General features: G+C 45.9%; 20 protein-coding genes. 14 read left to right on the top strand and 6 right to left on the bottom strand.

Features of this window, described 5'->3' with window-relative positions; genetic code table 11:
- Positions 1–27: 27 nt before the first annotated feature.
- From OCV29_RS03725 to OCV29_RS03790, 14 genes are all read left to right on the top strand, one after another.
- Positions 28–516 carry a TRAP transporter small permease gene (locus tag OCV29_RS03725; protein ID WP_073603351.1) on the top strand — a complete coding sequence of 163 codons (489 nt, stop codon included), beginning with the start codon at positions 28–30 and terminating at the stop codon, positions 514–516.
- Positions 513–1,793, top strand: coding sequence for a TRAP transporter large permease subunit (locus OCV29_RS03730; RefSeq protein ID WP_073603350.1), 1,281 nt, complete (start codon positions 513–515; stop codon positions 1,791–1,793). Before OCV29_RS03725 ends, OCV29_RS03730 begins: the two co-directional genes overlap by 4 nt.
- Before the next feature lie 12 nt (positions 1,794–1,805).
- Entirely contained in the window at positions 1,806–2,780 is a 975-nt protein-coding gene (locus tag OCV29_RS03735) for a TRAP transporter substrate-binding protein (protein WP_073603349.1), read from the top strand.
- A 59-nt stretch (positions 2,781–2,839) separates the two neighbouring features.
- The gene (locus tag OCV29_RS03740) at positions 2,840–3,532 is read left to right on the top strand and encodes an L-ribulose-5-phosphate 4-epimerase (RefSeq protein WP_073603348.1); all 693 of its coding nucleotides are present in this window, start codon (positions 2,840–2,842) and stop codon (positions 3,530–3,532) included.
- A gap of 135 nt (positions 3,533–3,667) precedes the next feature.
- Positions 3,668–5,158, top strand: coding sequence for an FGGY-family carbohydrate kinase (locus OCV29_RS03745; RefSeq protein ID WP_073603347.1), 1,491 nt, complete (start codon positions 3,668–3,670; stop codon positions 5,156–5,158).
- A 14-nt stretch (positions 5,159–5,172) separates the two neighbouring features.
- Positions 5,173–5,823, top strand: coding sequence for a 3-keto-L-gulonate-6-phosphate decarboxylase UlaD (locus OCV29_RS03750; RefSeq protein ID WP_073603346.1), 651 nt, complete (start codon positions 5,173–5,175; stop codon positions 5,821–5,823).
- Positions 5,824–6,591 carry an IclR family transcriptional regulator gene (locus OCV29_RS03755; RefSeq protein ID WP_245796803.1) on the top strand — a complete coding sequence of 256 codons (768 nt, stop codon included), beginning with the start codon at positions 5,824–5,826 and terminating at the stop codon, positions 6,589–6,591. It abuts the gene before it with no gap.
- 154 nt (positions 6,592–6,745) lie between these two features.
- Positions 6,746–7,627: an L-ribulose-5-phosphate 3-epimerase gene (locus OCV29_RS03760; RefSeq protein WP_073603345.1), complete on the top strand. Its 882-nt coding sequence runs from the start codon at positions 6,746–6,748 to the stop codon at positions 7,625–7,627.
- A gap of 347 nt (positions 7,628–7,974) precedes the next feature.
- Positions 7,975–9,513 (top strand): sugar ABC transporter ATP-binding protein, encoded by a 1,539-nt coding sequence (locus OCV29_RS03765; RefSeq protein ID WP_073603344.1) that lies wholly within the window; start codon positions 7,975–7,977, stop codon positions 9,511–9,513.
- The gene (locus OCV29_RS03770; protein ID WP_073603343.1) at positions 9,500–10,537 is read left to right on the top strand and encodes an ABC transporter permease; all 1,038 of its coding nucleotides are present in this window, start codon (positions 9,500–9,502) and stop codon (positions 10,535–10,537) included. Before OCV29_RS03765 ends, OCV29_RS03770 begins: the two co-directional genes overlap by 14 nt.
- Positions 10,534–11,649, top strand: coding sequence for a substrate-binding domain-containing protein (locus tag OCV29_RS03775; RefSeq protein WP_073603342.1), 1,116 nt, complete (start codon positions 10,534–10,536; stop codon positions 11,647–11,649). Before OCV29_RS03770 ends, OCV29_RS03775 begins: the two co-directional genes overlap by 4 nt.
- A 13-nt stretch (positions 11,650–11,662) precedes the next feature.
- The gene (locus OCV29_RS03780; protein ID WP_073603341.1) at positions 11,663–12,547 is read left to right on the top strand and encodes an SMP-30/gluconolactonase/LRE family protein; all 885 of its coding nucleotides are present in this window, start codon (positions 11,663–11,665) and stop codon (positions 12,545–12,547) included.
- Between the two features lie 9 nt (positions 12,548–12,556).
- Positions 12,557–13,045, top strand: coding sequence for a YhcH/YjgK/YiaL family protein (locus OCV29_RS03785; RefSeq protein ID WP_073603340.1), 489 nt, complete (start codon positions 12,557–12,559; stop codon positions 13,043–13,045).
- A 124-nt stretch (positions 13,046–13,169) separates the two neighbouring features.
- Positions 13,170–13,922 (top strand): IclR family transcriptional regulator, encoded by a 753-nt coding sequence (locus tag OCV29_RS03790; protein ID WP_073603339.1) that lies wholly within the window; start codon positions 13,170–13,172, stop codon positions 13,920–13,922.
- A 302-nt stretch (positions 13,923–14,224) separates the two neighbouring features.
- Here OCV29_RS03790 and panC read toward each other — a convergent pair whose 3' ends face one another.
- The 6 genes from panC to dksA form a co-directional block, all read right to left on the bottom strand.
- The gene (gene panC / locus OCV29_RS03795; protein ID WP_073603338.1) at positions 14,225–15,112 is read right to left on the bottom strand and encodes a pantoate--beta-alanine ligase; all 888 of its coding nucleotides are present in this window, start codon (positions 15,110–15,112) and stop codon (positions 14,225–14,227) included.
- 11 nt (positions 15,113–15,123) lie between these two features.
- A complete protein-coding gene (gene panB / locus OCV29_RS03800) occupies positions 15,124–15,918 on the bottom strand; it encodes a 3-methyl-2-oxobutanoate hydroxymethyltransferase (protein WP_073603337.1) in 795 nt (264 codons plus the stop codon).
- Entirely contained in the window at positions 15,915–16,424 is a 510-nt protein-coding gene (gene folK / locus OCV29_RS03805) for a 2-amino-4-hydroxy-6-hydroxymethyldihydropteridine diphosphokinase (protein WP_073603336.1), read from the bottom strand. Before folK ends, panB begins: the two co-directional genes overlap by 4 nt.
- Positions 16,421–17,797 (bottom strand): polynucleotide adenylyltransferase PcnB, encoded by a 1,377-nt coding sequence (pcnB, locus tag OCV29_RS03810; protein ID WP_073603335.1) that lies wholly within the window; start codon positions 17,795–17,797, stop codon positions 16,421–16,423. The genes folK and pcnB overlap by 4 nt, the downstream gene beginning before the upstream one ends.
- A 110-nt stretch (positions 17,798–17,907) precedes the next feature.
- Positions 17,908–18,792 carry a tRNA glutamyl-Q(34) synthetase GluQRS gene (gene gluQRS, locus OCV29_RS03815; RefSeq protein ID WP_073603581.1) on the bottom strand — a complete coding sequence of 295 codons (885 nt, stop codon included), beginning with the start codon at positions 18,790–18,792 and terminating at the stop codon, positions 17,908–17,910.
- 188 nt (positions 18,793–18,980) lie between these two features.
- Positions 18,981–19,427: an RNA polymerase-binding protein DksA gene (gene dksA, locus OCV29_RS03820; RefSeq protein ID WP_073603334.1), complete on the bottom strand. Its 447-nt coding sequence runs from the start codon at positions 19,425–19,427 to the stop codon at positions 18,981–18,983.
- Positions 19,428–19,500 lie beyond the last annotated feature (73 nt).

A 19,500-nucleotide genomic window follows, 5' to 3' on the forward strand; every position in this document is an offset into this window, starting at 1 on the left:
TTTCTGTTTCAATAGCTGGAGGTCAATATGCGTCACATATTGAAATGGATATGGAAAAGCATCGATATCATCATGGCTGCCATTTTGGTGGCGATGTTAATACTGGTCTTTACGAACGTGATTTTAAGATACGGTTTTTCTTCCGGCTTAAGGGAGTCGGTTGAATTGTCCAGAATGGGACTGGTGTGGGTTGTTTTGCTGGGTGCTGTGATTGTGTTGAAGCGCGATGAGCATCTTGCCGTCACTGAATTTACCGAAAACCTGATGCCGCGCTGGGTGCCTTTTCTCCGGCGCATTGGCTGGGCGATTATTTTACTGTCGGTGAGCATGCTGTTTTATGGCTCTTTTAATCAGATGATGGATAACTGGCAGGATATCTCTCCACTCACCGGGCTCCCTTCCGCACTGTTTTATCTGGCTGGTGCGCTTTCAGGAGGTTTAATGGCGATATTAGCTCTGGGGCGGATCATCTCTCCGTCCTGGTTAACCGAAGAAAAGCCGGAGGATAAACAATGACACTTGCTATTTTTCTGGTTGTGTTAATCGTCTCCATTGTTTTGGGCCTGCCGGTTGCGTTTGCGTTACTGCTGTCATCGATTGCACTGATGATGCATATGGAGCTGTTCAGCTCAGATATTCTGGCTCAGGCGCTCGTTAACGGTGTCGACAGCTTTACGTTGCTGGCTATTCCGTTCTTTCTGATCGCCGGAGAAGTGATGTCTGCCGGTGGCTTATCGACCCGGATTGTCCGGCTGGCAACCTGTTATGTCGGTCATATGAAAGGCGGGTTAGGTTATGTCGCCATTATGACATCGGTATTGCTGGCAGGATTATCCGGTTCGGCAGTTGCAGATGCGGCAGCTTTGGTCAGTATTCTTTATCCAATGATGAGAGCGGCTAATTATCCGGAAAGTTCTTCAATGGGCTTACTGGCTGCTGGTGGCATTATTGCACCGGTTATTCCGCCTTCCTTACCTCTGATTCTGGTCGGGGTTGCCGGTGGTATTTCAATTAAAAATCTGTTTCTTGGCGGTATTGTACCCGGTTTATTGATGGGAATGACACTAATGTTTGTCTGGGGCATGGTGGTTCGCTCTGAATCGCTTGAAGTGAATCCAAGAGCGTCGAAAGAAGAAAAACGGGCAGCCCTGAAAGATGGTATATGGGCTCTGTTATTGCCGGTCATCATCATTGGTGGTATCCGCTTCGGGATTTTCACACCAACGGAAGCTGCTGTCGTTGCTGCGGTATATGCCATTTTTGTCTCTTCTGTCATTTATAAAGAAATTAATCTGAAGAATTTTTATCAGATTTTGCTGACGGCCGGCCGGTCGACAGCGATGGTGATGTTCCTCGTTGGGTGCGCGATGGTTGCCGCGTGGCTGATTACAGTCGCACAACTTCCCCAGCAACTGGCCCAGTTACTTGGACCTCTGGTACAAAGCCCCCGTTTATTGATGGCTGTCATCATGCTGATGGTGCTGTGTGTCGGCATGGTCATGGACTTGAGTCCTTCCATTCTGATTCTCGTTCCTTTACTGATGCCAGTGATCAAACAAGCCGGGATTGATCAAACTTATTTCGGACTGATGTTTGTCATTAATTGCTCGATTGGCCTGATTACTCCACCTGTGGGGACTGTGCTGAATGTAGTTTGTGGCGTTTCGAAAGTACCGATGTCAAAAGCAGTCAAAGGCGTCTTTCCGTTTATTCTGGCTTACGTCCTGCTGCTCATTCTGTTTGTCATCTTTCCGGGCATCATAACTATACCAATGAAATTTATTATCGGATAACGGAGAAACAACATGAAATCACTCTTTAAAATTGCAGGTCTGACAGCAACGTTGCTTCTGTCTTCTGCTCCCGGTTATGCGACCACATTAAAGCTCGCACATGCGGCACCTAAATCTGATTTACAGCAGGATATGTCTCTGTTCTTTAAAAAGGAAGTCGAGGCGCGTTCACACGGCAGTATTAAAGTGAATATCTTTCCGCAGGGTCAGCTGGGTAATGATAAACAGATGATTGATGGGACGCGGGCCGGGATCATCGATATTTCAATGGTGGGGTTAAATAACTGGTCCGGACTTTTGCCTGCATCGGCTGCTTTTACACTTCCGTACATATTCCCGGATCGTCAGACTGCTTATAAGGTATTGGATGGCCCGGTTGGTAAAGAAGTACTTACATCAATGGAAAAGTTCGGTATTAAAGGGTTGGGTTATCCGGAAAATGGTTACCGGAATATGACTAATAACCGGGGACCGATCCGTAAACCTGAAGATGTGGCCGGGTTGAGAATGCGTGTCAACAGTTCAAAAGCGCTGAGTGATATGTTTAACCGGCTGGATGCAAACCCGCAGCAAATTCCGGTGGCTGAATTGTATACGGCACTGGAAACGGGTGTGGTCGATGCGCAGGATCACCCGATAGGTGTCACTCTTTCATTTAAATTTTATGAGGTGCAGAAATACCTCAGCATGACTCAACATGCTTATTCACCTTTAGTGCTGACAATGAACTTGCGTAAATTTAAAAAGTTATCGCCATCCGAACAGAAAGTGATTACTGATGTGGCAAAAGATGCTGTTGAGATGCAGCGGCAACTGAGCATCAAAAAAGAAGATGAAATGATCGCTGATCTGGAATCTCATGGTATGAAAGTCAACCGTGATGTGGATGGGGCTGCATTTCAGGCGGTTGTAAAGCCGGTCTGGAACAGTTTTATTAAAGCCAATGGCGATACCATGATTAATAAAATTCTTAGTGCAGAAAAATAATAAATAATGGCGCATACCGATGCGCCATTCCATATTTTTATTATTTTGGGGAGATGCTTATGTATTCCGAAATAAAACAGAAAGTATTCGAAGCTAATTTGAAATTGCCTGAATATGGTTTAGTCACCTTTACCTGGGGAAATGTTTCAGAAATTGATCGGGAAAAGAATATTATTGCAATTAAACCCTCCGGTGTTGAATATAAACAATTGAAAGTGGATGATATCGTCGTGCTGGATTTAGACGGAAATATTGTTGAAGGGAAATTAAATCCATCCAGTGATACTAAAACGCATCTCGAACTATATAAGGCATTTTCTGATATTGGCGGTATTGTGCATACGCATTCACGTCATGCGACCATCTGGGCTCAGGCTGGACTGGATATACCGGCTTTAGGGACCACACATGCCGACTATTTTTACGGGAATATTCCCTGTACCCGGCCTTTGACACCTGCTGAAATTGAACAGGATTACGAAAAAAATACCGGACTGGTGATTGTCGAAGAGTTTGCCCGGCGCGGGGTCGACCCTCAGGCAGTACCCAGCGCGGTGATTTCAGGCCATGCTCCATTTTGCTGGGGTAAAGATGCAAGTGATGCGGTGCATAACGCAGTCGTCCTTGAGGAAGTTGCATTCATGGCTTTGGGGACGAGGTCATTAAATTCAGGGATTGTTATCCAGAAAGAACTTTCAGATAAACATTATTATCGTAAGCACGGCAGCGATGCTTATTATGGCCAGAAATAAATAATACGTTTTTGGAACTATTAAATTTCCATGTTCTTTTTTAACCAGGTCATCTGGATAGGTTATTTATCCTTTGATGATTTTTTATAAAAGCGAATGTTGATTAATTCTTTCTGAATATTTTTCGGAGGCTGTATGAATTATTATCTGGGCATTGATTCAGGCGGAACAATGTTAAAAGCCTGCTTGTTTGATCGTCATGGTCAGCAGGTTGCATTATATCGCGAAAATACCAGCGTCATTTGTCAGCAGCCGGGTTGGGTTGAACGGGATGTTGAAGAATACTTTCACGAAACATGCCGCGCCATCAGAGGGGTAATATTACAAAGCGGGATTAATCCGGTTCAGATTAAAGGCCTGAGTATTTCCGCTCAGGGTAAAGGACTTTATCTGTTGGATGAGCAGGGCCATGCATTGAGAAATGGTATTTTATCATCTGACAGCCGTGCAACCGAGATTGTCCGGCAATGGCAGGCAAAGGGAATTCCGGAAAAAATTTATCCGCTGACGTTACAAACCCTGTGGACCGGCCATCCGGTTTCACTTCTTCGCTGGATTAAGTTACATGAGCCCGGTGTATACCGCCGGATCGGTGCCATCATGATGTCACATGATTACCTGCGTTTCCGGCTGACCGGCCGGATACAGGCAGAAATCACCAATATGTCAGAGAGTAATTTTTTCAATGCAACGGATAAAAAATATGATCCTGAGCTGCTCAAAATTTTTGAGATTGAAGAAGTACAGAATGCTTTGCCAGAGTTGATATATCCAACCGACTTATCAGGAAATATTACCCGTGATATCGCAGAAAAAACCGGATTAGTGGCTGGTACGCCTGTTTACGGCGGTTTATTTGATGTGGTCTCAACTGCCGTTTGTTCGGGAATTAATTCAGATGAAACTTCGCTGAATTTTGTGATGGGAACCTGGTCAGTGACTTCCGGTATTACAAAGTGTTCAGATCCTGAAAGTGATGAGCGATTTGTCTGTGGACAATACGCTATTCCCGGTGAGTACATTGTTCATGAAGCAAGTCCGACGTCCGCCAGTAACTATGAATGGTTTGCACCTTATCTCGGAGCCAACGGACACTTCAATCATGTAGAGAATGAAGCATTGGTCAGGGAATTGTCACCTCTTGAAGCCGATATTCTGTTTGTTCCTTTTCTTTATGGCTCGAACGCAGGTCTTGGTTTGAAAGCCTCACTTTATGGTGTCCAGGCTCACCATACCAAGGGGCATCTGATACAGGCGATCTGGAAAGGTATTCTTTTTTGCCATCTTGTTCATTTACAAAAAATGCTCAGACGTTTTCCCCGGATAAAACGGCTGCGGGTGAGTGGTGGGTCAACACAGTGCATGACCTGGATGCAGATGCTGGCTGATATGACCGGATTAACGCTGGAAATTCCGGTGCTGGAAGAAACCGGTGCAATGGGTGCCGCGCTGGTCTCGATGATCGGTGCGGGTGAATATCCGGATTTCAGCCATGCACTCACGGCATCAGGGACTGAAGTCAAAGTGATTCAGCCAAACCCTGAATTATATGCAGGCTATCAGGCACAGTTTGCCCGTTATCAGCGCTATATCAGCAGTCTTCAGCAATTTGAAACCACGGTTTAAGACAAGGAGAGAGTATGAAAAAGCCTTTATTACAGCTTGCGCTGGATTCATCGGGTTTGGAAACGGCGCTACTGCATGCCAGCCGTGTTGCGGACCATGTTGATGTCATTGAAGCCGGAACGGTACTGGCGTTTGCTCAGGGAATGAACGCAGTTCGGGAGCTGAGAGCCCGCTATCCGTCACACCGGCTGGTTTGCGATATGAAGTTACTGGATGCCGGAGAAGTGCTGGCTGCCGGTGCATTTTCTGCCGGGGCTGACTGGATCACGGTTGGTGCTGCGGCTCATATTGAAACGATCTCAGCGGCACATCGTGTGGCAACACAAATGGGAGGTGAAGTGCAGATCGAGTTATTTGGTCACTGGACTTTAGAAGATGCCCGGCTTTGGATCAGACACGGGATAAATCAGGTGATTTACCATCGTTCGAGAGATGCACAGGCCGCAGGTGTGTGTTGGGGAGAGAAAGACTTGACCCTGATGAAAGCCTTGTCTGATTTGGGAATGCGGGTTTCTGTCACCGGTGGCATTGTTCCTGACGATGTTCATCTGTTCCGGGAAATTGATGTACAGGCTTTTATCGCTGGCAGAGCGTTAACCGGGGATAACGGGGTTCAAATGGCTGAAGCTTTTCATGCAGCCATTGAACGCGACTGGCAGGAGTAAATGATGAGTGAACAGGTGAAATCACTGGTGAAGTCAATGAGGGTGCTGGAATATCTGAGCCGGCATCCGGATGGGGCACCATTGCATGAGATTACCCGGCAAACCGGGATTAATAAAACTTCCGTTTACCGGATGCTGACCACATTTGAATCGCTGGGTTACGTCACTCAGCAGGCTTCGACTAAGAATTACCGGCTGACTCTGAAGTTGTTGCACATTGGCCATTCCGCGCTCAGTTCTGATGTGTTGACGATCATTCGTCCTGAGCTGAACACGCTGATGTCGGAGCTGGATGAAACGGTCAATCTGATTTCCCGTGAAGGGGATAAGATTGTTTTCCGGGATAAGCTTGAGCCCAGATATGCTTCTTTCCGCACCCGGACCTTCGTAGGTATCTACGCTGAGATGTATTGCACCGCAGCCGGAAAAGTTTTTCTGGCATTTTCTACCTGCGAAGATCAGGAAAATTACTGGCAGCGAAATATCCGCCTGTTCCAAAAATTAACCGACAACACGATTACTGAAAAAAAACGTTTCTTTGAAGAATTAAATACCATTCGTTCTCAGGGGTATGCCGTGGATAACGAAGAAAATGAAGCGGGTATTTCCTGCACGGCGGTGCCGGTTTTTGATAATTCGGGGGCGCCAGCTTATTCGGTGAGTGTGTCAACACTGACACCACGGCTGAGAAGTCTCGGGCCGGAGAAGCTCTCTGGCATTATTCAGCGGTCAACATCCCGAATTGAGCAGGAGCTGTTCAGGAAATAGTGGATAGCCACATATAGCCAAACAACCTGAATCAGACTTCTGCAGGTTGTTTGGCTATATGAAGACAGATAAGCATGAAGACAGATAAGCGCGTCATCACAATGATGCTCAGAAGGCAACAATTACCAAAAAGACCACCAAAAGGATCACTATGATGTTTCACTCGCAAAGCAAATCCCGGCTGGGGCTCTATGAAAAAGCGATGCCTGCGAGCCTGAGCTGGGAAGAAAAACTCACCCATGCCCGGTCTCTTGGGTTTGATTTTATCGAAATCTCTGTTGATGAAACGGCAGAGCGGCGTGCCCGTCTGGACTGGGATGAGACCACGATCCGGACATTGCAGCTGCAATGTTCTGATCATCACATGCCGTTACAGAGTCTGTGTCTGAGTGCGCACCGGAAATATCCGTTCGGCTCCGAAGACCCGCAGATCCGTCAGGAAGCACACCAAATCATGGAAAAAGCCATTGCATTGGCATATCGGCTGGGAATCCGCACCATACAGCTGGCAGGATATGATGTTTATTACGAGGCGCAATCTGAGAAAACGCATCAGCGGTTTATTGAGGGAATGCAATGGGCAGCCCGTCTGGCTGAACAGGCTGGTGTGATGCTGGCCGTTGAAATTATGGATACACCCTATCTGAATTCTCTGACAAAGTTTGAAGTGCTGAAGCGTGAAGTTCCGTCCCCGTTTTTTATGGCTTATCCTGATGTCGGTAATATCAGTGGCTGGAATCATGATGTCAGCACGGAGCTTCAGCTTGCGCGGGATCACCTTGTGCAGATTCACCTGAAGGACACATTGAAGGTCAACGATAATTTTCCGGGACAATTCCGCGACTTATTGATTGGGGAAGGGGAGGTTGATTTTTTGTCCGTATTTTCGACTCTGGAGAAAATCAATTACAGCGCGCCAATGGTGATTGAGATGTGGGCTCAGGATGAACATTGGTACCAGAATATTGAAATAGCGAAACAGCGGTTGGCAACCGTGGCCCGTCAGGCTGGTTTTCTCCGTTTTCCTGATATTTGAATCGTTTCCCCCCAGGTTGCTGCCGATCTGTATACATCCGGTTGTCCGGGTGTGTTTTGGCAGCATCCTTTTTTAATCATCATGCTTGTCTTCTGCCGGGTTCAACATGCTTTCTTTTCCTGAACGAGATTTGAATCCACCTGATCACCGAATACCGGGGTGTTCGTTTTAAATGTGACTCACTTCACTCAAATGCCAAAAATTAAACATCTTCTTATCAAATGCAGATCTTGCTCACTTTTTAACCTCGACTCACTTTATATCATTATTTGGAATTAAATAAATATATATTCCATATTATGGAATTAACTCAAAAAAAACAAAGATCTGATTCTGAGTGAGGGATTATGGAATTGATTCATTATTCACAGGAGAGTCTGCTATCAATTGAGCAACTGAGTAAGTCATTTTTTAATTTTGTTGCTCTGGATTCGGTGTCCTTCCATGTCCACAAGGGGCGCTGTGTTGCCCTGCTGGGTGAAAACGGTGCCGGTAAATCGACCTTAATCAAAACACTGGCTGGTATTCATAAGAAAACATCCGGCAGGATTCTGTTCAAAGGTCAGGAAACTGAAGATGCTGCGCATCTGGTTTCTGCCGATAAAACACCGATTGCGTTTATTCATCAGGATTTGGGACTGATTGAATGGATGACCGTGGCTGAAAATATTGGGTTAACGCTGGGGTTTCCTAAAAAATGGGGATTGATTGACTGGAAAGCCACAGAGTCCAAAGCTGAAGAAGTACTGGCGATGGTCGGTCTCGATGTCAAAGCAAATGATCGGATTTTTAATTTGAGTGCAGCAGAAAAGTCCCTGCTGGCCATCGCCAGAGCTTTAGTTGCAGACGCTGAAGTTCTGGTGCTGGATGAGCCAACGGCTTCACTGGTGGCTGATGATGTCGGGCGGATGTTTGAAGTGCTGGAACGTTTAAAGGCGCAGGGCGTGGGGATGATTTATGTTTCTCACCGCTTGGATGAAATTCATGAAATCTGTGACGATGTGGTTGTTTTAAGAGATGGCCGTCTGGTGGGATCCGGAGAAGTTGCTGATTACTCCATCGATGATTTGGTGACTTTGATTGTTGGCGCAGAGCAGAGCATGAATTACCGGACACCCCTGCAACCGGAAAACGAGAATATTCTGATGGTCGATGATCTGCAAATTGGCGATCTGGATCCATTCCACATGACGTTACGGCAGGGAGAGCTGGTCGCCTTGGCCGGACTGCGGAATGCCGGACAGGAAGCGATCGGTCAGGCGCTGTTCGGGTGTCTGAATATTAAATCCGGGACGGTTTCTGTTCAGGGAAAACCAGCGGATATCCGTTCCCCGGAAAAAAGTATTCAAAGCGGCTTTGCCATGGTTGCGGCAGATCGGGTGAAGGCCAGTATTTGTGGCCCGATGTCAGCGCTGGAAAACTTTAATCTCAACCCAACCAATCAGGGAAAAAATAATCTTTCGTACCTTTCCCGTCAGGAAGAGTTTGCAACGGTTTTGACGGCGATGAAGCAATACGATGTCCGCCCCCTGGATCCTGAAATTCCGATTAGCTCATTGAGTGGCGGTAATCAGCAAAAAGTCATTCTGGCCCGCTGGTTTCATCTGAATAAACCCGTGGTGATTCTGGATAACCCAACCGCTGGTGTTGATATTGGCGCCAGAGCTGAAATCTACAAAATTATGCAGGGTTATATTCGTCAGGGGCTGTCCATTATCGTGATTTCCAGTGATTTTGAAGAAGTCGTGAATATCTCAAATCGCGCGCTGGTGTTTAACCGGGGATGTGTGGTGAAAGAATTAACTGAAGAAGAAGTAACTGTGGCGAATTTACTGAAATATGCGTCCGGTTCTAAGGCAGGAGAAGCAGAATATGGCGACATCTAATATTAAATCAACCGCGTTAGAAACAGAGATAACGATGTCTCTGGGGATGGGAAATCTGCTGACTCAGGTCGCAATGCGTTACGGATTACTGCTCCTGACCATTTTTCTGATCATTCTGTTCAGCCTGACCACCGATACCTTTTTCTCTATGTTGACGCTGCAGGCGATTTTAAGTGAAAAGAGCGTGGTAGCCATTCTGGCTCTGGCGGCAATGGTCACCATGATTACCGGTAAAATGAATCTGAATGTTGGCTTTGGTGTGACTTTTTGGCACGTTTTTGTCATTACGCTACAGCAACGCTATGGGTTTTCATGGGAAGCTGCTGCACTGATCGTCGTGTTTTGTGGATGTTTGTATGGCGCGTTCAACGGTATGCTTGTTGCGCTGGCGGATATCGATTCTTTTGTAGCGACACTGGGAACCGGGACGGTGATTTATGCCGTCTCCCTCTGGCATACGGATGGTCACCAGATTGTGGGCGCTTTACCGGAAAGTTTTTATCTGCTGAGTGGATTTGAAGTCGCGGGTATTCCTGTTGTGGTTTTTTATCTGGCGGCCATTTCCGTTTTACTCTGGCTGATCAGTGAATATACAGCACTGGGCAGAAAATTATATGCAGTTGGTGCTAACCCCAATACCGCGGTTCTGAACGGGATTAATACCAAGGCTTGTTACATCGGCTCATACATCGTCTCAGACGGTCTGATAGCCTTTGCCAGTATCCTGCTGGCTTCTCATATCGGTATTGGTTCATCGTCTGTGGGACAAGACTACATGTTGCCTGCTTTGGTTGGCGCTTTTCTTGGGTCAACCACCTTCAGAGCTGGCCGGGTCAATGTCTGGGGGACACTGATTGGTGTGTCACTGGTCAGTGTCGGTATTTCAGGTCTTCAACAGCTGGGAACGCCTTTCTTTGTCGAGCCGTTGTTTAACGGTGCGATTCTTTTAATTTCCATAACTTTGGCCGGTTTCAGCCAAAAACGTAAACAAACAGCAACCAAAAATAACGTGAAGGTGAAATGATGAATTATAAACTCAAAGCATTAACCGTACTGATTTGTGCCGGTTGTTTAACACCACCAGCGATGGCTGACGCTGCATCCGACTATGTTCAACAGGCAAAAGAGATTGTCAAAAACGCTTCATCAGACTCTTTGAGTCAGTTTTCCCTGCCCAAAGGACCGGCAGCAGCAAAAGATAAGACCGTTATCTTTGTGGCTTCTGATCTGAAAAACAGCGGTGTACTCGGCGTGGTGAAAGGTTATCAGGAAGCAGCCAAAGCGATTGGCTGGAAAGTCCGGGTGCTTGATGGTGGCGGAAGTGTTCCGGCTCAGTCATCTGCATTAAAACAGGCGCTGGCCTTGCAGCCAGACGGGATTGTTGTTGGTGGGTTTACACCCAATACCATGATACCGACCTTAAGAAAGGCCAAAAAATATGGCATTCGTATTGTGAGCTGGCATGCGACCCCGGAACCAGGCCCGATTCCAAACTTATATATAGAAGATAATATCACCAGCTCAGCGGATGATGTCGCGAAAGTCTCTGCCATGTATGCGATTGCAAAGTCAGATGGCCATGCTCATGTGGTGATTTTAACCGATGGTCTGTACAGCATTGCTGTCCGTAAAGCGGATGTGATGAAGTCTTATATTGAAAAGTGTGCTGGTTGTTCTGTTTTGACTTATGCAGATACGCCACTGGCCAATACATCAACCCGGATTCCTCAGCTGACTTATTCCATGGTGCAAAAGTATGGTGATAAATACAATTATACGTTAGCGATTAATGACCTGTACTTTGATTATATGGCCCCCGCACTGAAATCTTTAGGCAAGAAAAAAGGTCAGGGACCATTCAATATTTCTGCGGGTGATGGCAGTGAATCAGCCTTTGAACGGATCAGAAATGGTGATTTTCAGGTAGCGACCGTTGCAGAACCACTGAGTTTACATGGCTGGCAGATCATTGATGAGCTGAACCGGCTTTTCCATGATCAACCCATTAGCGGTTATGTGACTCCGGCACACTTAGTGACAGCTGACAACATTCATTCATCGGGTGGCGATCGCAACCTCTATGATCCTGAAAACGGATACCGGGATTACTACAAAGCATCGTGGAAATTGAAATAACAGGTGGTCATGTATGTCTTTTAAACAAGCAATTATTTCAGAATTAGACCGGGTGAGTGATGGTCATATCTGGTGTGAGGGTGCTGCATGGTTGCAGCACTCCCGGCAGCTGCTGTTTTCCGATGTGAAAAAAAATGCGATGTACACCTATGATCCCGAAACCAGGCTGACGACCTTAGTTGTTGAACCTTCGAATTTTGCTAACGGCAATTACGTATTATCAGACGGAAATGTCGTGACATGTGAACACGGCAGAAGGTGTATTTCTTTGCGGAACAAGGATAATTTAGCGTCTGCCCGGATTTTGGTGGAAAAATTTGATGGTAAACGATTGAATTCACCCAATGATGTGGTAGAACGTCAGTCAGATGGTACGATTTGGTTTACCGACCCGCCTTATGGAATTACCAGTGATGAAGAAGGTTATAAATCAGAGAGTCAGGTTATCGGATGTTATGTTTATTGTTATGACCCTGCTGATGATTCACTGGTGATTGCCACGACTGATGTACAACGGCCTAACGGGCTGGTTTTTTCGCCGGATGAAAAGACGCTCATTGTCGCTGATATGTCGGTGGTTGATTTTCCTTCGTGTGGCCTGAAGCATCTTAAACGGTTTGATGTGGAAGAAAAGCAACTGCTAAACGGGCGTTTGGTTTATCAGGTGGAGCAGGGAATTCCTGATGGTATGACGGTCGATCGGTTCGGCACACTTTACTGTAGTTCTGCTGAAGGTATTTTAGTCTTGAACCGGGAAATGAAACTGATTGGGAAAATTCCGGTTCCGGAAACCGTTTCAAATTGTACGTTTAATGAGGATGAAACCGTGCTTTATATCACGGCATCCACGTCCGTTTATTGTATTAAACTTGATTGCCCGATTTTGGCAAAAATGTAAGGACCCCGCATGTTTATTAGTGATTTTAATTCTTCTGATTACCAGGCATTACTTCCGGAGCAGTTTGTCGCTGCAATTAATTATGTGAAAACTCAGGATTTAGTGAACATGGCGCTGGGAAAGTATCCCATTCCGGGAATCGCAGAAGAGGATGCTTTCTTCGTCGTGATGGAATATGACACGAATGTTGAGAGTCCGGTCGGCCCTGAATTTCATAAAACCTACACGGATGTGCAGTTGATTGTGAAAGGTGAAGAACGGTTTGGCTGGGCGGAAGTCACTGATGAGCAGTATGAGCAGCTGGCTAAAGAGTTCAGCTATGACAGCGAAAAAGATATTTGCTTTACTGCGCTGGATGCGGTTGAAATGAGCTATCAGGCAATGAGATATGATGAGTTTTATCTTTTCTCTCCCAAAACAGTTCACATGCCGGGCCTGTCTGTTTCTTCACCGGGCTTAGTGCGTAAAATCGTGATTAAAATTAAGCAACCCTGTTAAATCAGCAAACTCAGTGACAGGATGATACATATTTTTGATGTATCCCTGTTCACTGAGTATTCAGCAGTCTCTCTTCTGACGACAGGGACAACGAAAGAAAATACAATGGTATTGTTGATTAATTATGCAATCTGTAAATAAAACATTTGAAGTGCTGGAACAAATTGCTGGTGCTTCTGAAGGTATTAGCCTGGATTATTTATGTAAGCTAATGGGTTATCCGAAAACAACGATTCACAGAATCTGCAAATGTCTCTGTCAGTGTGGTTATGTCAGGCAGTCGGATAGCGGTAAATATTTGCTGACAACCAAGATGGTGACGCTGGGATATTCAGTCATTAATAACGATGCACTTGTGGGTGTAGCAACCCCATTTATGGCAGAGCTGGCGAATACAACAGGCTTTACCGTGAATTTGCAACGACGTGATTTTGATAAAGTGTTGCTGCTGACGAAAGCAGAGCCAAAAAACTCAGCGTTTCATACCAATGCTCATCCGGGGCTTGCTTCCTCTTTGTTACATTCTGCTTGCGGGAAAGTTGTCCTGTCTTATTTTTCGGCGGATGAACAAAAAAAATACTGGCAAAGTCAGTGCCACAATCTGAACAACTTCAAACATTTTGGTCAACATGCGATTCATGATGAGCAGGATTTTTTCAAAGAGTTAGATCTTATCAGAAGCCGTGGCTATGCGGTTGACGGAGAAGGCAATGAGTCGGGAATTACCTGTATTGCTGTACCGTTGGAAAAAGAACTGAAAGCATCTTATGCGATCAGTGTTTCCGGCCTGACCCCCGAAATTCATCGCTTTGGGCTTGAGTCATTAACCGGACATTTAAGGCGGGTTGCCGATATTCTGGCAGAAAAGCTGCTTTAATACCATATATGGAAAATAAACTGATCATCTGGATGTGTCTGGTGGAGCAAACATACAAGGGCATGGATGCCCTTGTCTAAGCGCCTTTCTTATCAACGAAAGGGATGGCTTGAGCGGTTTGCGGAACCAGATATATCCAGATCAGAAAGTTACTTAGAATGGTATAACTCACAGGTTCATACGATGACAACAGACTCATTCAGATGATCAAGTATTGAATGGGATTGGTAAAGACACGAAAGCCGTCATCTGAATTTTTTCAGAAAACGGCTTCCTGAGCGGGTGAAGGCGGTTGTGCCGGGTTACTCTGATGCCGGTGTGTCAGCCTCTTTTGTTTCGTGGTTGATATCCAGAACCTGGTTGTCAATCAGGCGGACTTTACCAAGAAATGCGGACATCAGAATGACAGCCTGCTTACTTTCTTCAGTGACTGGCTGAAGTGTATGTGCATCACGGATGAATATTTCATCTGGCTGTAAATCCGCAGCTCTGAGCTGGTCGCTGGCATCCTCAATCACTGAATCAAAGTCATCTCTGCCACCGCGGATCGCACTGTTAATCCAGCGCATTGTTCTGGCAAGAACGGGAGCCCGCTGGCGCTCGTCAAGTGTCAGCAGATTATTCCGTGAACTCATTGCCAGTCCGTCAAGTTCTCTGACGGTAGGGACACCAGCAATTTCAATATTGAAAGACAAATCATGAACCATCTGCCGGATCACGGCCAGTTGCTGATAATCTTTTTCACCAAAACAGGCAATATCAGGTTCAACCAGGTGGAACAGTTTTGCCACAATCGTTGCAACGCCCCGAAAATGTCCTGGCCGGGAAGCCCCTTCAAGGATATGTGAAATTCCCGGGACTTCCACATAAGTTTGTTGCTCAGTTCCCCGGGGATAAATGACATCTGCAGATGGGGTAAAAACTAAATCAACACCTTCATTGTCCAGTTTTGATAAATCATCATCTAATGTCCGGGGATAACTGTTCAGATCATCAACACGATCAAACTGCATCGGATTCACAAAAATACTGACAACGACCACGTCAGCCAACTCTTTGGCTTTTCTGACCAGGCTGAGGTGACCTTCATGTAAATTCCCCATAGTCGGAACAAAACTAATCTTTCGTCCGTCAAGCTTGTACTGTTTAATCTGCTCTTTAAAAGCTGAAACTTCAGTATAAGTTTGCATGAATCACTCCTTTAGGCGATGGTATGTGCTTCGTCAGGGAAAATACCACGTTCCACATCTTCCATGTACTTAGCAATGGCTTGGCGTAAGTCGCCTGTTTCTGCTAAAAAATTCTTTGAAAATTTGGGCATATAATTCGCCGAAATACCAAACATATCGTGCATCACCAGAATCTGGCCGTCAGTATCCGGACCGGCTCCAATACCAATGACCGGCACATCCAGTGACCGGGTTATTTTTGCCGCGAGGCTGGCAGGAACACATTCGAGAAGAATAATTTGGGCGCCAGCATTCTGGAGTTCAATTGCATCCTGAAGCATTTGCTCTGCTTGTTTTTCCTGTCGTCCCTGAACTTTGTATCCACCAACAATATGAACAGATTGTGGAGTCAGCCCTAAGTGAGCACAAACAGGTACAGAACGTTCTGTCAGCATTTTTACGGTGTCTGCTAACCAGCTGCCGCCCTCTATTTTTACCATATTAGCGCCTGCCTGCATAATCAGGGCCGCATTTTTACAAGCTTCTTCCGGTGTTGCGTAAGTCATAAAAGGCATATCTGTCATGAGCAGACAATTCGGGCTGCCGTTACGGACACATTTTGTATGATAAATCATGTCATCGAGCGTCACGGGAAGCGTATCCGGCTGACCCTGAAGGACCATTCCCAGCGAGTCACCGACCAGCAGGAGCGGCATGTTCTGGCTCTCAAAAATCTGGGCAAAACTTGCATCATAAGCGGTTGATGTCGGGAATTTTTTCCCTTCCTGTTTCCATTGCATCAGGTCGTTAATTGTTATTTTTTTCATAAGACATCCTTACAAGACAGGCTATCATCCCAGACACTGAGTCCGTTTCTGTCAATTGTTAACAGAAGCTGTTTTAGCTGACTGCCATCGGGCAAAATTAAATCTGGTGCAATTTCAGCCAGCGGATAAAGGACAAACTCCCGCTCTTTCATGCCATAGTGAGGAATGGTCAGCCTTTCTGACTCAATCACTTCATGACCAAAAAGAATGATATCTAAATCAAGTGTTCGTGGCCCCCAGCGCTCTTCTTTACGAACTCTTCCCTGTTCAAGCTCAATGGCTTGTGTTTGATTAAGCAGCTCTGCCGGGGTTAAATCTGTGTTGATTGCAGCAACGGCATTGATGTAGTCAGGCTGATTTTGTGGCCCCATCGGTGTACTGCTGTATAGCGAAGAAACACATATCAGCTCCGACTCCGGAAGCTGTTCCAGACTTTTGACGGCCAGCCTGACTTGTTCAACCGGATTTCCCTGATTACTGCCAATCGCAATATAAGCAGTGATCATGATGGTGGATTGCCTTGTTTCTTTTTCTTGGGAACAGGTTTACGGCTTCGGTAGAGTTTAGCACTCCGGGTGCCGGCTCGACCCAAATTATTGATCATGCCTTGCTGCATTTTTCGTCCGGCTGACTGGAAGGTGTCCCACCATTCTGCCAGTTTCTGAGTTTCTCCGCCCTCAATCTGGCCTCTCATGACCAGAAAATCAAAACCAGCGCGGAATTTATTAATATCCAGCAGGCGGAAGGCTCTTTTTCCATGACGGCGCAGGAAGCGGAGCTGCATTTGCCAGATTTCTCTGATAGTTGTTGTATGTCGTCTTGGAATGGCAATTGTTTTAACCATTTGGTCCAGAACTCGGTTACCTGCTTCCATCACAGCATCGTGATAACAAAGATCCTCCATCTCCATCAGGGAATCGGCAAGATGAACCACCGGGTACCAAAGTATCGCCGCATACATAAATGCCGGGTTAATACGTTTTCCGCTTTCCAGACGCATATCTGTTGAATCCAGTGCCAGATCCAGCATTTGCTCGGTCGGAGAGCTGTAATCTTCAGTAAAATGCGCTGAAATCACAGGGAACATCTGCTGAAACAGATTATATTCACGCATTTGATGGTAGGTTTCCAGACCATAACCGCTTTGCAGCATTTTTAAGGATTCTTCGTAGAGTCTGGCCGCCGGGATGCTCTGAAGTAATGGTGCCAGATTTTCTATCGGTGCGGCTGTTTCTTCTTCGATATCAAAATCCAGCTTGACGGCAAAGCGAACCGCTCTGAGCATCCGGACCGGGTCTTCCCGGTAACGTTTTTCCGGATCACCGATCAGACGAATCAGGCGCTCATCTAAATCTTCGACACCACCGGCATAATCATGAATGCTGTAATCTGAGATATCGTAGTACATCGCATTGATGGTGAAGTCTCTTCTTTCTGCATCCTCATCAATTGAGCCGTAAACATTATCTCTTAAAAGCATGCCTGCTTCAGACTTAACTGAAACCTGTGTATTGCTGTCCTGATGGTGTCCCCTGAATGTGGCGACTTCGATGATATCCCGGCCAAACATCACATGAGCGAGCCGGAAACGACGCCCAATCAGGCGACAGTTTCTGAAAAGCTGACGGATTTGTTCCGGTGTCGCATTTGTTGCAATATCAAAATCTTTTGGTGTTTCACCTAACAATAGATCGCGAACACCGCCACCCACAAGGTAGGCTTCAAACCCGGCTCCCTGTAACCGGTATAGCACTTTCAGTGCATTCTCGCTAATCTGTTTGCGGGATATGCTGTGCTCTTTTCGCGTTAAAATATTTAACGTTAAATCAGGGTATACGCGATGAGTTTCTAATGTAGTTTCGTTTTTATTCATGAGCATCGGAACAAACACAGGTATTTGACTGGGTTTGTTATCTGTTATTGACAGAATCAATTTGTGAGTCAATTCAATTTGCGGCTAATGATAACTCACAGTGTGTCATTTGAGAATCACAGGATTATTTCAAATTTATCGGGAAGTTGTTGAATATGCCAGTTTCGGCACCCCCAGTCTATTATTTCAGACAGTTTAGCTGCTTCTATTTCCTGTGGTAACTGAAATCCCAGAAATTTCATAGCCCGGACTAATGTGGGGACTGGATTTTGAATATCAATTGCCTGTGCGTGATTTTGTTTTGACAGCTTATGTCCCGGACTGTCAACGGCCAGTGGTAAGTGCAGGTAGCTGACAGGAGCATGACCCAGAATATGGTACAAGCTAATTTGTCTTCCTGTGGGTTCAATTAAATCAGCACCGCGAACGACCTGAGTCACATTTTGTTCCATATCATCGATCACAACCGCTAAATTATATGCAAACAAGCCATCTCTGCGTTGGATGATGAAGTCTTCCCGGGCGAGTGGCTCAGAGATAGCAATGGCGCCGTGTTTTTCATCATCAAAAGCGTAAACCGGATGTGTCATGCAAAGCCGGACTGCAAGCCCCGGCCCCGGAGAGAGATTTTTCCCCCGGCATGTCCCTTGGTAATAACCGCCGGATGCTTTGACCTGTTGACGTGTACACCGGCAATAATAAGCCTGACCAGATGAAATCCATTCTGCTATTTGTGCCTGATATATTTCGTGCCTCTGGCTTTGATAGTAAATTTCGCGATCCCAATATAATCCATAATTTTCCAGCGCTTTGAGGATTAAAGCAGCGGCTCCGGGCATTTCCCGGGGCGGATCCAGATCTTCGATTCTGACCAGCCACTCTCCCTGTTGTGCTCTTGCCTGAAAATAACTTCCCAGTGCAGCAACTAAAGAGCCAAAGTGGAGAGGTCCCGAGGGTGATGGGGCAAACCGGCCGATATACTTCTTCCTGTCTGAGTGCATTGCATCACCTGATGAATGAATTGGAAAACCAGACTGAAATCTTATCAACAGGCTGGTTTTGGTGAAATTTGTCTGGTCCTGAGATACAGCGATATAAGAAAAAAGGAAGCCATCGTCATCAATACCGACAACATACAAAAGGGAGCCCATGGCTCCCTTTCTTCAGGGTAAAATAAGTCTCAGGTGCATCAACCCTGCATTTGCTTTTCTTTGATTTCAGCAAGTGTTTTACAGTCAATGCATAAGTCTGCTGTGGGTCGGGCTTCGAGGCGGCGAACGCCTATCTCAACACCACATGATTCACAAAAACCGAAGTCATCATCTTCAATTTTCTTCAGAGTCTTTTCAATTTTTTTGATTAAACGGCGTTCTCTGTCCCTGTTACGCAGTTCCAGGCTGAATTCCTCTTCTTGAGAGGCGCGATCAACCGGATCAGGAAAGTTGGCTGCTTCGTCCTGCATATGGTTCACAGTTCGTTCAACTTCTTCTCTCAGTTGGTTGCGCCACGCTTGTAAGATTTTTGTAAAATGAGCAATCTGTTCTGGTGACATATATTCTTCACCAGGTTTTTCCTGATATGGCTCAAGTCCTGCAATGGCTAGGATGCCTAGCGATTTCTTTTTGGATTCTGTCATACAGCATCTCCCTACGAACACCTAGTCAACTGCGAGTGCAGTTCATATTAAGGCGGCTATCTATAGCAAAAAG

It is taken from the genome of Vibrio aerogenes (assembly GCF_024346755.1).
GTDB classification, from domain to species: Bacteria; Pseudomonadota; Gammaproteobacteria; order Enterobacterales; family Vibrionaceae; genus Vibrio; species Vibrio aerogenes.

Bases quoted from the DNA above. Each gene is read 5' to 3' on its own strand.
- OCV29_RS03725 (WP_073603351.1), top strand. From the start codon at position 28: ATGCGTCACATATTGAAATGGATATGGAAAAGCATCGATATCATCATG.
- OCV29_RS03730 (WP_073603350.1), top strand. From the start codon at position 513: ATGACACTTGCTATTTTTCTGGTTGTGTTAATCGTCTCCATTGTTTTG.
- OCV29_RS03735 (WP_073603349.1), top strand. From the start codon at position 1,806: ATGAAATCACTCTTTAAAATTGCAGGTCTGACAGCAACGTTGCTTCTG.
- OCV29_RS03740 (WP_073603348.1), top strand. From the start codon at position 2,840: ATGTATTCCGAAATAAAACAGAAAGTATTCGAAGCTAATTTGAAATTG.
- OCV29_RS03745 (WP_073603347.1), top strand. From the start codon at position 3,668: ATGAATTATTATCTGGGCATTGATTCAGGCGGAACAATGTTAAAAGCC.
- OCV29_RS03750 (WP_073603346.1), top strand. From the start codon at position 5,173: ATGAAAAAGCCTTTATTACAGCTTGCGCTGGATTCATCGGGTTTGGAA.
- OCV29_RS03755 (WP_245796803.1), top strand. From the start codon at position 5,824: ATGATGAGTGAACAGGTGAAATCACTGGTGAAGTCAATGAGGGTGCTG.
- OCV29_RS03760 (WP_073603345.1), top strand. From the start codon at position 6,746: ATGTTTCACTCGCAAAGCAAATCCCGGCTGGGGCTCTATGAAAAAGCG.
- OCV29_RS03765 (WP_073603344.1), top strand. From the start codon at position 7,975: ATGGAATTGATTCATTATTCACAGGAGAGTCTGCTATCAATTGAGCAA.
- OCV29_RS03770 (WP_073603343.1), top strand. From the start codon at position 9,500: ATGGCGACATCTAATATTAAATCAACCGCGTTAGAAACAGAGATAACG.
- OCV29_RS03775 (WP_073603342.1), top strand. From the start codon at position 10,534: ATGATGAATTATAAACTCAAAGCATTAACCGTACTGATTTGTGCCGGT.
- OCV29_RS03780 (WP_073603341.1), top strand. From the start codon at position 11,663: ATGTCTTTTAAACAAGCAATTATTTCAGAATTAGACCGGGTGAGTGAT.
- OCV29_RS03785 (WP_073603340.1), top strand. From the start codon at position 12,557: ATGTTTATTAGTGATTTTAATTCTTCTGATTACCAGGCATTACTTCCG.
- OCV29_RS03790 (WP_073603339.1), top strand. From the start codon at position 13,170: ATGCAATCTGTAAATAAAACATTTGAAGTGCTGGAACAAATTGCTGGT.
- panC (WP_073603338.1), bottom strand. From the start codon at position 15,112: ATGCAAACTTATACTGAAGTTTCAGCTTTTAAAGAGCAGATTAAACAG.
- panB (WP_073603337.1), bottom strand. From the start codon at position 15,918: ATGAAAAAAATAACAATTAACGACCTGATGCAATGGAAACAGGAAGGG.
- folK (WP_073603336.1), bottom strand. From the start codon at position 16,424: ATGATCACTGCTTATATTGCGATTGGCAGTAATCAGGGAAATCCGGTT.
- pcnB (WP_073603335.1), bottom strand. From the start codon at position 17,797: ATGCTCATGAATAAAAACGAAACTACATTAGAAACTCATCGCGTATAC.
- gluQRS (WP_073603581.1), bottom strand. From the start codon at position 18,792: ATGCACTCAGACAGGAAGAAGTATATCGGCCGGTTTGCCCCATCACCC.
- dksA (WP_073603334.1), bottom strand. From the start codon at position 19,427: ATGACAGAATCCAAAAAGAAATCGCTAGGCATCCTAGCCATTGCAGGA.